This window comes from Tabrizicola aquatica, assembly GCF_002900975.1.
Taxonomy (GTDB): domain Bacteria; phylum Pseudomonadota; class Alphaproteobacteria; order Rhodobacterales; family Rhodobacteraceae; genus Tabrizicola; species Tabrizicola aquatica.
On sequence record NZ_PJON01000001.1, the window covers coordinates 30,223 to 45,305 of the forward strand.

A 15,083-nucleotide genomic window follows, 5' to 3' on the forward strand; every position below is an offset into this window, starting at 1 on the left:
CAGAGGCTTGTCCTAGTTGCCGGCGGGTGCTTCACCTTGCCCGGAACCGGGGATAGGCTGCCAATCCCAGCATTGAGGATTCGCATGAGCCTGACCCAGATCCCCCGCCTGATCGCCTCGGAAATCGGGGCGACCCCTGCCCAGGTCAGCGCGGCGGTCGAACTTCTGGATGGCGGCGCGACGGTGCCTTTCGTCGCGCGCTACCGCAAGGAGGTGACGGGGGGTCTCGACGACACCCAGCTGCGCAAGCTGGAAGAACGTCTGGGCTATCTGCGCGAGTTGGAGGCCCGGCGGGCCGCGATCCTGTCGTCGATCACCGAGCAGGGCAAGCTGACCGAGGCGCTGGCCAAGTCGATCACCGGGGCCGTCACCAAGGCTGAGCTTGAGGACATCTACCTGCCCTACAAGCCCAAGCGCCGCACCAAGGCGATGATCGCCCGCGAGGCGGGCTTGCAGGGGCTGGTGGACGCGATCCTTGCGGATCGGACGGCGGACCCGGTGGTGTTGGCGGGCGGCTTTGTCTCGGACGCCTTCCCGGACACCAAGGCGGCCCTGGAAGGCGCGCGGGACATCGTGGCCGAGGGGCTAAGCGAGGACGCAGCCCTTCTGGGCCGGTTGCGCGATCACATGCGCAAGGCGGGCAAGCTTGCGGCGAAGGTGGTGGCGGGGAAAGAGGCGGCGGGGGCCAAGTTCTCGGACTATTTCGCCCATACCGAGGAGTTCGGCCGGGTGCCGTCGCACCGGGCGCTGGCAATGTTCCGGGGCCGCAACGAAGAGTTCCTGACCCTCGACCTTGAAATCGATGCCGAGGCTCCGCGTGGGGAAAGCCCGGCGGAACGCGCATGTGGTGCGGCGGTAGGGGCCGCGGGTCCGGGGGCGGGTGACAAGTGGCTGCGCGATGCGGCGGCCTGGGCCTGGCGGGTGAAGCTGAAAACCAGCTTGACGCTGGACCTGATGGCGGAACTGCGCGAGGCAGCCGAGGCCGAGGCGATCCGGGTTTTCGCGAGGAACCTCAAGGACTTGCTGCTGGCGTCTCCGGCTGGGGGCAAGGCGACGATGGGCCTTGATCCGGGGATTCGGACCGGCGTGAAGGTTGCGGTGGTGGATGCGACAGGCAAGGTGGTGGCGACCGATACGGTCTATCCGTTCCAGCCGAAGAACGACGTGCGTGGCGCGCAAGTGGCGATTGCCAAGGCCATCGGCCAGCATGGGGTGAAGCTGATCGCCATCGGCAACGGCACCGCCAGCCGCGAGACCGAGAAGCTGGTGGCCGACCTTCTGGCGCTGCTGCCCGCGGGGGCGGAAAAGCCGGTGAAGGTCGTGGTTTCCGAAGCCGGGGCCTCGGTCTATTCGGCAAGTGAATTGGCGGCAAAGGAGTTTCCCGATCTTGATGTCTCCTTGCGCGGCGCGGTGTCGATTGCCCGGCGCTTGCAGGACCCCCTGGCCGAACTGGTGAAGATCGAGCCGAAGGCGATTGGCGTGGGCCAGTATCAGCACGACGTGGACCAGCACCGGCTGGCAAAGTCGCTGGATGCCGTGGTCGAGGATGCGGTGAACGCCGTCGGGGTGGACCTGAACACCGCCTCGGCGCCCTTGCTGGCCCGGGTGTCGGGGGTGGGGCCGGGGTTGGCCGAGGCCATCGTGGCGCATCGGGATCAGAACGGGCCCTTTGCCACGCGGAAAGACCTGCTGAAGGTCGCGCGGTTGGGGCCGAAGGCGTTCGAACAGGCGGCAGGGTTCTTGCGGATCACCGGCGGGAAAGAGCCGCTGGATGCCTCCTCCGTTCACCCGGAAGCCTATGACGTGGCACGGAAAATCGTTGCGGCCTGTGGGCGGGACATTCGGGCCTTGATGGGCGACGGGGCGGCGTTGAAGCGGCTTGATCCGGCCAGTTTCGTGGATGAGAAGTTCGGCCTGCCGACCGTGCGGGACATCCTGTCCGAGTTGGAGAAACCGGGCCGCGACCCGCGCCCCAGCTTCAAGACGGCGACCTTTACCGATGGGGTGAACGAGATCACCGACCTGAGGCCCGGGATGGTGCTGGAAGGCACGGTGACCAACGTCGCGGCCTTTGGTGCCTTTGTGGATATCGGGGTGCATCAGGACGGGCTGGTGCATGTCAGCCAACTGTCCGACAGCTTCGTCAAGGACCCGCATGCCATTGTAAAGGCTGGAGATGTGGTCAAGGTCCGGGTGGTGGAGGTCGACGTTCCGCGCAAGCGGATCGGGCTGACGATGAAATCGGACGGCGGCGCCAGCGCAAAGGACCAGGCGCGAGAGCGGGGGCCTGCGGCGAGCAAGCCGGTGCGGGGGCCGATGCAGTCGGGGCCGCAGGCGGGCGGGAATGCCTTTGCGGACGCGTTGAAGGGTAAGTTCGGTCGCTAGGGGCAAGTCCCTGCGAACGACGGGGTAATCTGGCGGGTTAGCGAAAGCCAAGCGTCCGGCGGGCCAAAATCCTTCGAAGGATTTTGCAAAACTTTTCGAAAAGTTTTGCGCGCCCCGGTCAGGCCGATGCGCCACCCACGGTCAGACCACCGATCAGCAGCGTCGGCTGGCCCACGCCCACCGGAACCCACTGTCCGGCCTTGCCGCAGTTGCCGATGCCCGGGTCCAGTTCAAGGTCGTTGCCGATGGCGCGGATGCCTTTCAACGCCGTGGCCCCGTCGCCGATCAGGGTCGCGCCCTTTACCGCCTCGCCGATGACGCCATTGCGGACGCGGTAGGCCTCGGTGCAGGAGAACACGAACTTGCCCGAGGTGATGTCCACCTGACCGCCGCCAAAGCCCACGGCGTAGATCCCGTCCCTGAGGCTGGCCACGATCCCGGCCGGGTCGTCATTGCCGGAAAGCATGTAGGTGTTGGTCATCCTTGGCATCGGGATATGCGCGAAACTCTCGCGCCGCCCGTTGCCGGTGGGGGCCACGCCCATCAGCCGCGCGTTCTGGCGATCCTGCATGTAGCCGACCAGCACGCCGTCCTCGATCAGCACGTTCTTGGCGGAAGGTGTGCCTTCGTCGTCGATGGAAATCGACCCGCGCCGGTCGGAGATTGTTCCATCATCAAGAACAGTCACGCCCTTGGAGGCGATCTGTTTCCCCATAAGCCCCGCAAAGGCCGAGGTTTCCTTGCGGTTGAAGTCGCCTTCCAGCCCGTGGCCAATGGCCTCGTGTAGCAGGATGCCGGGCCAGCCAGGGCCTAGGACCACGTCCATCACCCCCGCCGGGGCCTCGACCGCGCCGAGGTTGACGCGGGCGATGCGAAGCGCCTCGGCGATCATCGGCTTCCAGGTGTCGGGGGACATGAGGGTGGCAAGCCCATGCCGGCCGCCCTTGCCCATGCCGCCCTGTTCGCGGCGACCGTTCTCCTCGATCATCACGCTGACGTTGATCCGGGCCATCGGGCGGATATCGGCCAGGCGGGTGCCCTCGGGGCGCAGGATCTCGACCTCTTGCAGAGAGGCCGAGAGCGTGGCCGAGACCTGCACCACGCGCGGGTCCAGCGCGCGGGCATAGGCGTCGATCTCGCGCAGGGTTTCAAGCTTCACCGGGAAGGTCGCATCGGCCATCGGGTCGTCGGCGCGATAGAGGCGCGTGTTGGTGCCGCGCGGCGCGGCGGCCATCGTCCCACCGCCCGCACCCACGGCAAGACGGGCAGTTTCGGCCGCACGGCGCAGGGCGCTTTCGGTGATCTCGGTCGAATGGGCGTAGCCCGCGACCTCGCCCCTGACCGCACGCAGGCCGAAGCCCTGGCTGGCGTCATAGGTCGCCTGGCGGATGCGGCCGTCGTCCAGCACGATGGTCTCGGCCCGGCGGCGTTCCAGGAACAACTCGCCGTCATCGGCCCCGTCCGTCGCCGCGCGCAGGGTGGCAAGGGCTGCCCCCTCGTCCAGATGGGTTTCGAACGGGCGGAAGGGGGCATCGGTCATCGGGGGCCTCGGGCGCAAAGGGCAGGGGCCAGAGATGGGCTGCGCGGACCATGGGGTCAAGGCGGAAAGGCCTGGTCCAGGAAATCGGCGCCAATGGCCCAGGTGGCGGGGTCGCCGGTCGCGTCATGGCCGACAGGGCCGAGCGAGCGGAAGGTCTTGGGCTGGTTGGCAAGGTCAAAGAGCGTGCGGCCGAACGAAATCGGGATGATGCTGTCGCGCTCGCCGTGCAGGATCAGAAGCGGGGCACGCACCTTGGCGATATGGTCGCGCGAGCGGAACTGGTCGCGCATCAGCCAGCGCACGGGGACGCCGGGATAGGCGCGGGCGGCAACATCGACGGCGGCGGTGAACGGGGCCTCCAGCACCAGGGCACCGACGGGGCTGCGGGCGGCAAGCTGGACCGCAACCCCGGTGCCAAGCGATTCCGCCACCAGCACCACACGGTCGGTTGCGATGCCGCGGGTGGCAAGGTGGGCCAGCGCGGTCTCGGCGTCCAGGAGCAAGCCCGCCTCGTCCGGCTGGCCGGTTGACCCGCCGTAGCCGCGCCAGGACAGGAAGGCCGTGCCGAAGCCACGGGACTGGTAGAAGGCCAGCCGGTCGGCGCGGTGCGCGATGCTGCCGGCATTGCCGTGCAGGAAAAGAACGGTTGGCCGGCCGGGATCGGGTGGGGAGAACCACAGCACCAGACTTTCGCCATCTGGGGTGCTCATGGTCAGGCGCTCGACCCCGGCCAGACCGAGGGTTTCGGGTGCCGGATCCTCGCGGCTGGGGAAATACTGCATCTCGCGCTGGGCAAGAAACAGCATCGCGATTGCTGCGGCGTAGATCAGGCCGAAGGTGGCGGTGGCCAGTTTCAGAAGGAGCATCGCGGGTGGCACCTGCAGGTCGGGCGCCTGTCCGGGCGCCATTTGTCGCAACGGTTTTGCTTGTCCCGGCCCAGCTAATATGGTTTGAGGACCGCAGGAAACAACGGGATTCTGCCCTTGACGGCAGGGACCGAAAAGGGCGGCGACAGGCCGCCATGCGAACGGGAAAAAGACATGCGCCTTTCCACTGTGATGACCGGGATTGCCGCCCTTGGCACCGCCGCGCTGGCCGCGGGTGGGGCGATGGCCCAGCAAGCCCTTGAAATCGTTGGCCAGCCGGTGGACGGCGCCATCGGGTTCCAGCCGGCCGCGACCGAAGGGGCGCGCGACCTGCAATGGCTGGACCACATGATCCTGTACATCATCACCGCCATCGTGATCTTCGTCACGGCGCTGCTGATCTATGTGATGATCCGCTATAACCGCCGTTCGAACCCCACGCCGGCGCGCTTTACCCACAACAGCCCGCTGGAAGTGGCGTGGACGGTCATCCCGATCGTGATCCTGGTGTTCATCGGGGCCTTCTCGCTGCCGATCCTGTTCAAGCAGCAGGAGATTCCGGTGGGCGAGGTGACCATCAAGGCGACTGGCTACCAGTGGTACTGGGGTTATGAATATGTGGACGAGGGCGTCGCCTTCGACAGCTACATGATCGGCTCGCCCGCGACGGGGGGCAACAACATGATGACGCCCGAGGTCGAGGCGCAGCTGACCGAGGCTGGCTACACGAAAGAGCAGTTCCTGCTTGCCACCGACACCGCTGTCGTGGTGCCGGTCGGCAAGGTTGTCGTGGTGCAAGTGACGGCTGCTGATGTCATCCACTCGTGGAAGGTTCCGGCCTTTGGCGTGATGCAGGACGCCGTGCCGGGCCGGACCGCCGCGCTGTGGTTCAAGGCCGACCGCGAAGGCGTCTATTTCGGCCAGTGCTCGGAACTTTGCGGCCAGATGCACGCTTATATGCCCATCACGGTGAAAGTCGTGTCGGAAGCGGCCTATGCGGAATGGTTGACCAAGGCCAAGGCGGGCGATGTGCAACTGTCGGCGGTCGAGACTTCGACCCCCGTGCAAGTCGCCGCGAACGACTGAGCGCAAGCCCAGTGCAACGATCTGACGGGGGGCTGCCGTGGCAGGCCCCCGAACGCCAGACGGGACCAATATGAGCGATATCGGAGCATATCAGGGCGCGACCCCGACCCCGTATGAGGCGGGCTTCGGCGATTACGTGCAACTGCTGAAGCCGCGCGTGATGTCGCTTGTGGTGTTCACCGCGCTGGTCGGCCTGCTGGTCGCGCCGGTTGCGCTGCACCCGGTCGAGGCTTTTGCCGCCATCCTGTTCATCGCGCTGGGCGCGGGCGCCAGCGGTGCCCTGAACATGTGGTGGGACGCCGACATCGACGCGGTGATGAAGCGCACCGCGCGCCGTCCGGTCCCGGCCGGCAAGGTCGAGGCTGGCGAGGCGCTGGCCATTGGCCTCGCCCTGTCGGGGATCAGCGTGGTCATGCTGTGGCTGGCCACCAACTGGGTCGCAGCCGCGCTGCTGGCCTTCACGATCTTCTTTTATGCCGTGGTCTATTCGGTCTGGCTGAAACGCTCGACCCCGCAGAACATCGTCATCGGCGGCGCGGCGGGGGCCTTTCCGCCGATGATTGGCTGGGTCGCGGCGACGGGCAGCGTCTCGGTCGAGGCTTTCCTGATGTTCGCGCTGATCTTCATGTGGACGCCGCCGCATTTCTGGGCGCTGGCCCTGTTCATGAAGGAGGACTACCACACCGCAGGCGTGCCGATGCTGACCGTGACCCACGGTCGCAAGTCCACGCGCGTGCATATCCTGGTCTATACGCTGCTGCTGGTGCCGGTGGCGCTGGGGGCTGCGGTGACCTCGATCGGCGGGCCGCTGACGCTGGCGGTTGCGGTGGTGCTGAACGCCTGGTTCGTCGTCGGGGCCTTCCGCATCTGGCGGCGGGACGAGGCGATGGCCGAGGCGGACAAGTACGCGGTGGAAAAGGCCTTCTTCCGCTTTTCGCTGCTGTATCTGTTCCTGCATTTCGCCGCCTTCCTGGTGGAACTGGCGCTGAAATCCGCAGGCCTGGGGGGCTGGTGACATGACTTTCCGCCCCGAGCATGAGTTGCACAAGCGTCGCTTCAGCCGCAACCTTGGCCTTGGCCTGACGCTGGCGGCCTTTGTCGCGCTGGTCTTTGCGCTGACCGTGGTGAAGGTCCAGCGCGGCGACCCGTTGCAGGGCTATGACCATGTGGTACAGCCCCAGTCCATCCCGACGGAGGAGGGTACACCATGATTTTCCCCCGCCTGCAGGGCCCCAAGCGCACGCTGGTTCAGTTGGTCGGGGTCGTGGTCACCATGGCCTCGCTGTCCTTTGCCGCCGTGCCGTTCTATGACTGGTTCTGCCGGGTGACCGGCTTTGGCGGCACGACCTCGGTCGCGGAGACCGGGTCGGACGTCATCCTGGACCGCACGGTCAAGGTCCGGTTCGACGCCTCGCTGGAGCAGGGGATGCCCTGGCAGTTCCGCCCCGTCGTTCCGTCGATGGAGATCCGCATCGGCGAGACCGGGTTGGCCTTCTATGAGGCGCATAACCCGACTGACCGCCCGGTGGCCGGTACGGCCAGTTTCAACGTGTTTCCCTATGCCGCGGGCGGCTACTTCACCAAGATCGAGTGCTTCTGCTTCACCGAACAGGTGCTGCAGCCGGGCGAGACGGTGCAGATGCCGGTCAGCTTTTACGTCGATCCCGCGATGGTCGAGGATATCGAAGGCAAGTTTGTGCAAGAGATCGTGCTGAGCTATACCTTCCACGAAACTCCGCTGCCCGAAGAACAGGCAGCCCTGGAAACGACTGCTGCGGACAACGCTTCCGCGGTGAACTGAACAAGAAACGAGGGAACCGTCGGCCATGGCCCACGCTAAGAATCACGATTATCACGTCCTGCCGCCGTCGATCTGGCCGCTTCTGGGTTCGGTCGCCGCCTTCGCCATGCTGTTCGGCGCGGTGCTGTGGATGCACGGATCGGGCCCCTGGCTGGGGCTGATCGGCCTGGCGGGCGTGCTGTATGTCATGTTCGCCTGGTGGTCGGACGTGGTGCATGAAAGCCGGACGGGCGACCATACGCCGGTCGTGCGGCTGGGCCTGCGCTATGGCTTCATCCTGTTCATCATGTCCGAAGTGATGTTCTTCGCGGCCTGGTTCTGGACCTTCTTCAAGCACCGCATGTACCCGATGGGGCCGCAGTCGCCTGCCGTCGACGGCGTCTGGCCGCCGGAAGGGATCGAGACCTTCGACCCCTGGCACCTGCCTTTCATCAACACGCTGATCCTGCTTCTGTCGGGCTGCGCCGCGACCTGGGCGCACCATGCCCTGGTGCATGAGAACAACCGCAAGGACCTGGTGAACGGGCTGATCCTGGCGATTGGTCTGGGCGTCGTGTTCACCGGCATGCAGGCCTATGAATACAGCCACGCCGCGTTTGGCTTCTCGGGCAACATCTATGGCGCGACGTTCTTCATGGCGACTGGCTTCCACGGTTTCCACGTCGTGGTCGGGACGATCTTCCTGACCGTCTGTCTGATCCGCGCGCTGAAGGGGCATTTCACCCCTGAAAAGCACGTCGGCTTCGAGGCGGCGGCCTGGTACTGGCACTTTGTCGACGTGGTCTGGCTGTTCCTGTTCGCCGCGATCTACGTCTGGGGTCAGGGCTGATCCATCGCCCGACCTGACCATCAAGCGCGGGCCTGCGGGCCTGCGCTTTTCGTTTCCGGGGGTCGCTGATGCGCCGCTATGTCTTTCCGATCATGTTGGGCGTCGCCGGCGTCGCCGTGCTGATGTGCCTGGGCTTCTGGCAGTTGGACCGGATGGAGGAAAAGCGGGTCTATCTGGACGAGATCGAGGCGCGGATCACCAACGCGCCGATCCCGCTGCCCGCCGCCCCCGAGGAGGCGGCGCACAAGTTCCAGGCGGTGGTGGCCGAGGGCCAGTTCACCGGTAATTATCTAGAGGTGCTGGCCGGTCAGACGGGGGCCAGTCCGGGCGTTCTGGTGATCGAAGCCTTCGCCTTGCCAGATGGCCGCAAGATCATGGTGCAGCGCGGTTTCGTCGCCGACGACGCACGGGCCGCGCCCCGTCCCCCGCGCGAGGCGAGGGTGGAGGGCAATCTGCACTGGCCGCAGGATACCAACAGTTCTACCCCCGCGCCGGACGCACGGACCGGCCTGTGGTTTGCCCGCGACGTTCCAGCGATGGCGGCCAAGCTGGGAACGGAACCGACACTTATTGTCGCCAGCGCGCCAACCGGTGACGGGATTGCGCCGGTTCCGGTCGATACCTCGACTATACCGAACAACCATTGGGGCTATGCGATCCAGTGGTTCCTCTTGGCGGCGACCTGGGCGGGGATGACAGTCTTTCTTCTCTGGCGTATCAGGGCGCGGAAGGTTTGAAGGCGATGGCGATGCAATACATCTCGACCCGCGGTGCGGCCCCGGTCCTTGGCTTCGGCGAGGCGATGATGACGGGCCTTGCCCGCGACGGCGGGCTTTATGTGCCCGAGACCGTGCCGGTGCTGTCGAAGGCCGAGATCGCGGCGCTGGCGGGGGCTTCGTATGAGGAGGTCGCGTTCCGGGTGATGCGTCCCTATCTGGGCGGGTTTTTCGGGGATGACGAGTTTCGCGGCCTGATCGCCAAGGCCTACCAGGGCTTCCACCACGCCGCCCGCGCGCCGATGGTGCAGCTGGGATCGAACCATTTCCTGCTGGAGCTGTTCCACGGGCCGACGCTGGCCTTCAAGGACTTTGCCATGCAGCTTATCGGGCAGATGATGCAGGCGGCGCTGGCCAAGACCGGCGAGCGGATCACCATTGTCGGCGCGACCAGCGGCGACACCGGGTCGGCAGCGATGGAGGCGTTCCGCGGGCTGGAGAATGTGGATGTGTTCATCCTGTTCCCGCATGGCCGGGTATCGGAGGTGCAGCGGCGCCAGATGACGACGCCGTCCGAGGCGAACTGCCATGCGCTGGCCATCGACGGGGATTTCGACGACGCGCAGGCCCGTGTGAAGGACATGTTCAACGACTTTGCCTTCCGCGACGGGGTGCGGCTGGCGGGGGTGAACAGCATCAACTGGGCACGGGTGCTGGCGCAGGTGGTCTATTACTTCTACGCCGGGACCGCGCTGGGGGCACCGCATCGCGAGGTCAGCTTTACCGTGCCGACGGGCAACTTCGGCGACATCTTCGCGGGCTACATCGCCAAGCGGATGGGCCTGCCGATCGACAAGCTGGTGATTGCGACGAACCAGAATGACATCCTGGACCGGGCGCTGAAATCCGGGGACTACCGGACGAACGGGGTCCGGCCGTCGATCAGCCCGTCGATGGATATCCAGGTGTCGTCGAACTTCGAACGTGCGCTGTTCGATGCCTATGGGCGCGACGGCGCGGCGGTGGCGCAGTTGATGGGCGAGATGAAATCCGGGGGCTTCAAGATCAGCCAGGGCGCGATTGAAAGCCTGCGGGGGACGTTTGCCTCGGGCCGTTGTGATGAGGACGAGACGCTGGCGGTGATCGCGCGGCATTGGAAAACGACCGGAGAGCTTCTTTGCCCGCATTCCGCTGTCGGGGTGAAGGTGGCTGAAGAACATGTCGGCGGCGCGCCGATGGTCACGCTGGCCACGGCGCATCCGGCGAAGTTCCCTGATGCCGTGCAGCGGGCGACCGGGATCAGGCCGGGACTGCCGCCGCATATGGCGGACCTGTTCGACCGGCCAGAGCGGGTGACGCGGGTGCCGAATGACCTTGTCGCCTTGCAGGCTGTCGTCCGCGAAAGGATCGCCCACTGATGCAGCGTTTGCATACTCTGCCCAACGGGTTCCGCATCGTCACCGAGGCGATGCCGGGCCTGCAATCCGCCTCGGTCGGCCTGTGGGTCGAGGCTGGAGGGCGGCACGAGACGCCGGAACAGAACGGCATCGCGCATTTCCTGGAGCATATGGCGTTCAAGGGCACCCGCCGCCGGTCGGCGCTGCGGATCGCCGAGGAAATCGAGGATGTGGGCGGCTATATCAACGCCTATACCAGCCGCGAGATGACGGCCTATTACGCGCGGGTGCTGTCCGGTGACGTGGTGATGGCGCTGGACGTGATCGCGGACATCGTGCTGAACCCCGTCTTTCGCAAGGCGGATATCGAGACCGAGCGTCATGTGATCCTGCAAGAGATCGGCCAGGCGCTGGATACGCCGGACGACATCATCTTCGACTGGCTGCATGAAGTGAGCTATCCCGACCAGCCCTTTGGTCGCACGATCCTGGGGCCGGAGGAACGGGTTGCCTCCTTCAAGAAGGCCGATTTCGAAGGCTTCACCGGGGCGCATTACGGGCCGGACCAGATGATCCTGTCGGCGGCGGGGGGCGTGGACCATGACGCCATCGTCGCTGCTGCCGAGCGGATCTTTGGTGGGCTGAAAGCGGTCGGGGCCTCGAAAGTCGAGCCGGCGCGCTTCGTCGGTGGCGAGCGGCGCGAGGTCAAGGATCTGGAGCAGGTACATTTCGCGCTGCAGTTCGAAGGGCCGGGCTACCGCGACGACAAGGTCTATACCGCGCAAGTCTATGCCACCGCGATGGGCGGGGGCATGTCGAGCCGGCTGTTCCAGAAGATCCGCGAGGATCGGGGGCTGTGCTATTCGATCTATGCCCAATCCTCGGCCTATGAGGATACCGGGCACATGACGATCTATGCCGGCACCTCCGAGGCGGAGATCGGCGAGCTGACCCAGTTGACCATCGACGAGCTGAAGCGCGCGGCCGAGGACATGACCGAGGCCGAGGTCGCGCGGGCGCGGGCGCAACTGCGGGCCGGGTTGCTGATGGGGCTGGAAAGCCCCTCAAGCCGGGCCGAGCGCAATGCACGCCTGTTGTCGATCTGGGGCCGGGTGCCGGATGTGGCCGAAGCGGTCGCCAAGATCGACGCGGTCGATACGGCCGCGGTGCGCATCCATGCGGCCGAATTGACGGCGGCCCGTGCCGCGCTGGCCGTCTATGGGCCGGTGGCCGGGGCGCCGGGCGTTGACGCGATCCGCAAGGGACTTGCCGCCTGATGCTGGGGTTGAAGCGCCGCGTCCGGGTCGAGACCGAGCGCATGACGCTGCGGCTGCCCGAGCATGGCGACTGGCGGCAATGGTCCGAGGTCCGCGAGACCTCGGCCGAGTTCCTGGTGAAATGGGAGCCGGTCTGGGCCAATGACCACCTGACGCGGCGGGCCTTTACCAACCGGGTCTACTGGGCGCAGCGGGCCGAGGCGCAGGGCACCGCGCTGCCGATGCTGATGATCCGCCGCGAGGACCAGCAGCTTCTGGGCGCGCTGACGCTGGACAATATCCGCCGTGGCCCGTCGCAGACCGGAACCTTCGGCTACTGGATCGGCCAGCCCTTCGCGCGCCAGGGCTATATGCGCGAGGCGATCCTGGCGCTGACGCATCACGCCTTTACCCGGATGGACCTGTCGCGGCTGGAGGCGGCCTGTTTGCCCGAGAACGTGCCCTCGCGCGGGGTGCTGGAGAAATGCGGCTTCAAGTATGAAGGCGTGGCGCAGAGCTATCTGCAGATCAACGGGCGCTGGCGGAACCATGTCCTGTACGCCAACCTGCGGGGCGACCGGCGCGGGCGGACCGACGTCGGCTAGGTCGGGACGGCTGCCGAATTGAGCGCCTTGCGGCGCGTGCCTTTTGTCTCACGGTTTTGCGTGAAGGACGCAAAACCGCTCGGGCGGCCTCCGGCGGGGATATTTGGGCAAATGTGAAAGGGGCAGGGGCAGGCGGGAGGTGATCGCGCATCCGTGATCGGTGTGGCGCGTGACGCTGGGGCAATCCGGGTTACCCTTCGCAAAACCCGGAGGTGACCGATGCGCCTGCTGCCCGCCCTTGTCCTGATCGCCAGCCCCGCAATGGCGCAGGAGCGCATCCCGTCGCATTGCATCGCCCTGGCCCGGGGTGAGCCCACGGTGGTGCCCGTGGCGCTGGAGGAGGGGTTGGAGGCCGACAGCGTTCTGATCCGGTACGTCGACCACGCAAGCTTTGCCATCGTGACCCCGGACGGGACGGTGGCGGTGACGGATTACACCGGCTATCTGGGGACGCAGGACCTGGTGCCGGATGTGGTCACCATGAACAACGCCCATTCCACCCATTGGACCGCTGCCCCCGACCGGCGCATCCCGCATGTGCTGGAGGGCTGGCCGGAGGGCGGGGCGGCGGCGGAGCATCGGCTGGATCTGGGGACGATGCTGGTGCGCAACGTGCCCACCGACACGCGCGGGCCCTTTGGCGAGGGGGCGCGGCGGGACGGCAACTCGATCTTCATCTTCGAGGCCGGGGGGCTGTGCATCGGGCATCTGGGGCATCTGCACCAGATCCCCTCGCCCGAGCAATATGCGGCGATCGGTCGGCTGGATGTGCTGATGGTGCCGGTGGATGGCGGCTATACCCTGCGGCTGGAAGATATGGCGGGGGTGGTGCGGCGGTTGCGGTCCAGCGTGGTGATCCCGATGCACTGGTTCAGTCAGGCGTCGCTGCAAGCCTTCCTGGCCGAAATGTCGGCCGAGTTCAGCGTGGTCGAGACCGGGGGTGCGCAGATCGCGTTGTCGCTGGATGACCTGCCGTCGCAGCCGACGATCATGGTGTTGGAGCCGGCATATATCGACGCGCCCTAGCGCGGGGCGGCCTGCTTCGCTACCAACGGGGTGAAGGAGCCCCGCGATGCTGAACCCCTGTGATGCCGCCTTTGTTTCCCATCTTGCGGGGCTTCTGCCGCCCGGCCGGATCACGGCGCCGGAGCCGCGCCATCTGGAGGAACCCAGGGGCCGGTGGCAGGGTCATGCGGGTGCGGTTGCGCGGCCGGAAACCACGGCAGAGGTGGCGGTAGTTGTCCGAGCCTGCGCCCAAGCGCGGGTGGGCGTGGTGCCTTGGGGCGGGGGGACGGGGCTGGTCGGCGGGCAAGTCATGGTGGACGGGCCGGCGCCGCTGCTTTTGTCGCTGGAGCGGATGAACCGGCTGCGTGGCGCCTATCCGCAGGAAAACGCGCTGGTGGTCGAGGCCGGGATGATCCTGGCCGATGTTCAGGCCAAGGCCGCTGCGGTGGGGCGGCTGTTTCCTTTGACGCTGGCGAGCCAGGGCAGTTGCCGGATCGGCGGGAACCTTGCGGCCAATGCGGGGGGCGTGCATGTGCTGCGCTATGGCAATACGCGCGACCTGTGCCTGGGGATCGAGGCGGTGCTGCCGGACGGGACGGTGTTCGACGGGCTGACGCGGCTGCGCAAGGACAATGCGGGCTATGATCTGCGGCATCTGATGATCGGCTCGGAGGGCACGCTGGGGGTGATCACGGCGGCCAATCTGCGGCTGTTCCCGATCCCGGCGGCCACGATTGTGGCCTTGTTGGCGGTGCCCTCACCGGCGGCGGCGCTGGACTTGCTGGCGCTGGCGCAGGAGCGGCTGGGGGGCATGGTCTCGGCCTTCGAACTGATCAGCCGGGTGGGCTTTGACTTTCTGGCCGAGACGATGCCCGAGGTTCGTGCGCCCCTGGATCCGGTGCCGGAGTGGATGGTGCTGGTGGAACTGGGTCTGCCCGCTGGGCTGGAGCCCGAGGTGGCGATGGCCAATCTGTACGATGCAGCCGATGACCGGGGACTGGTAAGCGACGGGGTGATCGCAACCTCGGGCGCGCAGGCGGCGGGGTTGTGGCAACTGCGCGAGATGATCCCGGAGGGCAACCGCAGGGTCGGCGCGGTGTCTAGCCACGATATCTCGTTGCCCTTGTCGGCGATCCCGGAGTTCATCGGGCGCGCGCCGGGGGAACTGGCCGGGCTGGGAGCGTTCCGCATCAACTGCTTTGGCCATCTTGGCGACGGCAATTTGCACTGGAACGTGTTTCCGGTGCAGGGGGCGCACCGGAAGGACCACGATCCGGTGCGGGAGAAGGTCAAGACGCGGGTGCATGATCTGGTGCATGCCCTGGGCGGGTCGGTCGCGGCCGAGCATGGGGTGGGGCGATTGAAGGTGGCGGACCTGGCGCGCTATGGCGATCCGGGCAAGCTGGCGGCGATGCGGGCGATCAAGGCGGCCTTGGACCCCTTGGGGATCATGAACCCCGGCGCGGTCCTGGGATAAGGTTACCCCGCCGCAAGAGGATACCTGCGACGGGGTGCTTTGGGGGTGTGTGGGTCACGCTGTGGGTAGCAGCGCGGTCAGGCTGGGTAGGCCTGACAAGACCAATCTCTAGAGTGATTC

General features: G+C 66.4%; 14 protein-coding genes. 12 read left to right on the plus strand and 2 right to left on the minus strand.

Features of this window, described 5'->3' with window-relative positions; genetic code table 11:
- The first annotated feature begins 84 nt into the window (after positions 1 to 84).
- Entirely contained in the window at positions 85 to 2,385 is a 2,301-nt protein-coding gene (locus CXR42_RS00160; RefSeq protein ID WP_103255504.1) for a Tex family protein, read from the plus strand.
- A gap of 118 nt (positions 2,386 to 2,503) precedes the next feature.
- Here CXR42_RS00160 and tldD read toward each other — a convergent pair whose 3' ends face one another.
- Positions 2,504 to 3,925, minus strand: coding sequence for a metalloprotease TldD (gene tldD / locus CXR42_RS00165; protein WP_103255505.1), 1,422 nt, complete (start codon positions 3,923 to 3,925; stop codon positions 2,504 to 2,506).
- Between the two features lie 56 nt (positions 3,926 to 3,981).
- On the minus strand, positions 3,982 to 4,791 hold the full coding sequence (locus CXR42_RS00170) for an alpha/beta hydrolase (protein WP_180995937.1): 810 nt from the start codon (positions 4,789 to 4,791) through the stop codon (positions 3,982 to 3,984).
- 174 nt (positions 4,792 to 4,965) lie between these two features.
- On the opposite strand from CXR42_RS00170, the gene coxB reads away from it, so the two are divergent.
- The 11 genes from coxB to CXR42_RS00225 all read left to right on the plus strand — a co-directional run bounded on the left by coxB (position 4,966) and on the right by CXR42_RS00225 (position 14,963).
- Positions 4,966 to 5,877, plus strand: coding sequence for a cytochrome c oxidase subunit II (gene coxB / locus CXR42_RS00175; protein ID WP_103255507.1), 912 nt, complete (start codon positions 4,966 to 4,968; stop codon positions 5,875 to 5,877).
- Positions 5,878 to 5,947: 70 nt separating this feature from the next.
- Complete coding sequence (cyoE, locus tag CXR42_RS00180; protein WP_103255508.1) at positions 5,948 to 6,892, plus strand: heme o synthase; 945 nt, start codon at positions 5,948 to 5,950, stop codon at positions 6,890 to 6,892.
- 1 nt (position 6,893) lies between these two features.
- On the plus strand, positions 6,894 to 7,088 hold the full coding sequence (locus CXR42_RS00185; RefSeq protein ID WP_103255509.1) for a hypothetical protein: 195 nt from the start codon (positions 6,894 to 6,896) through the stop codon (positions 7,086 to 7,088).
- Positions 7,085 to 7,678 carry a cytochrome c oxidase assembly protein gene (locus tag CXR42_RS00190; protein ID WP_103255510.1) on the plus strand — a complete coding sequence of 198 codons (594 nt, stop codon included), beginning with the start codon at positions 7,085 to 7,087 and terminating at the stop codon, positions 7,676 to 7,678. Before CXR42_RS00185 ends, CXR42_RS00190 begins: the two co-directional genes overlap by 4 nt.
- 25 nt (positions 7,679 to 7,703) lie before the next feature.
- Complete coding sequence (locus CXR42_RS00195) at positions 7,704 to 8,507, plus strand: cytochrome c oxidase subunit 3 (protein WP_103255511.1); 804 nt, start codon at positions 7,704 to 7,706, stop codon at positions 8,505 to 8,507.
- A gap of 68 nt (positions 8,508 to 8,575) precedes the next feature.
- The gene (locus tag CXR42_RS00200; protein ID WP_103255512.1) at positions 8,576 to 9,244 is read left to right on the plus strand and encodes an SURF1 family protein; all 669 of its coding nucleotides are present in this window, start codon (positions 8,576 to 8,578) and stop codon (positions 9,242 to 9,244) included.
- 11 nt (positions 9,245 to 9,255) lie between these two features.
- Complete coding sequence (gene thrC, locus CXR42_RS00205; protein WP_103256948.1) at positions 9,256 to 10,641, plus strand: threonine synthase; 1,386 nt, start codon at positions 9,256 to 9,258, stop codon at positions 10,639 to 10,641.
- Positions 10,641 to 11,897 carry a M16 family metallopeptidase gene (locus CXR42_RS00210; RefSeq protein WP_103255513.1) on the plus strand — a complete coding sequence of 419 codons (1,257 nt, stop codon included), beginning with the start codon at positions 10,641 to 10,643 and terminating at the stop codon, positions 11,895 to 11,897. Before thrC ends, CXR42_RS00210 begins: the two co-directional genes overlap by 1 nt.
- Positions 11,897 to 12,481, plus strand: coding sequence for a GNAT family N-acetyltransferase (locus tag CXR42_RS00215; protein WP_103255514.1), 585 nt, complete (start codon positions 11,897 to 11,899; stop codon positions 12,479 to 12,481). The genes CXR42_RS00210 and CXR42_RS00215 overlap by 1 nt, the downstream gene beginning before the upstream one ends.
- 219 nt (positions 12,482 to 12,700) lie before the next feature.
- On the plus strand, positions 12,701 to 13,507 hold the full coding sequence (locus CXR42_RS00220) for an MBL fold metallo-hydrolase (RefSeq protein ID WP_103255515.1): 807 nt from the start codon (positions 12,701 to 12,703) through the stop codon (positions 13,505 to 13,507).
- A 46-nt stretch (positions 13,508 to 13,553) separates the two neighbouring features.
- Positions 13,554 to 14,963 carry an FAD-binding oxidoreductase gene (locus tag CXR42_RS00225; protein ID WP_103255516.1) on the plus strand — a complete coding sequence of 470 codons (1,410 nt, stop codon included), beginning with the start codon at positions 13,554 to 13,556 and terminating at the stop codon, positions 14,961 to 14,963.
- Positions 14,964 to 15,083: the final 120 nt, after the last annotated feature.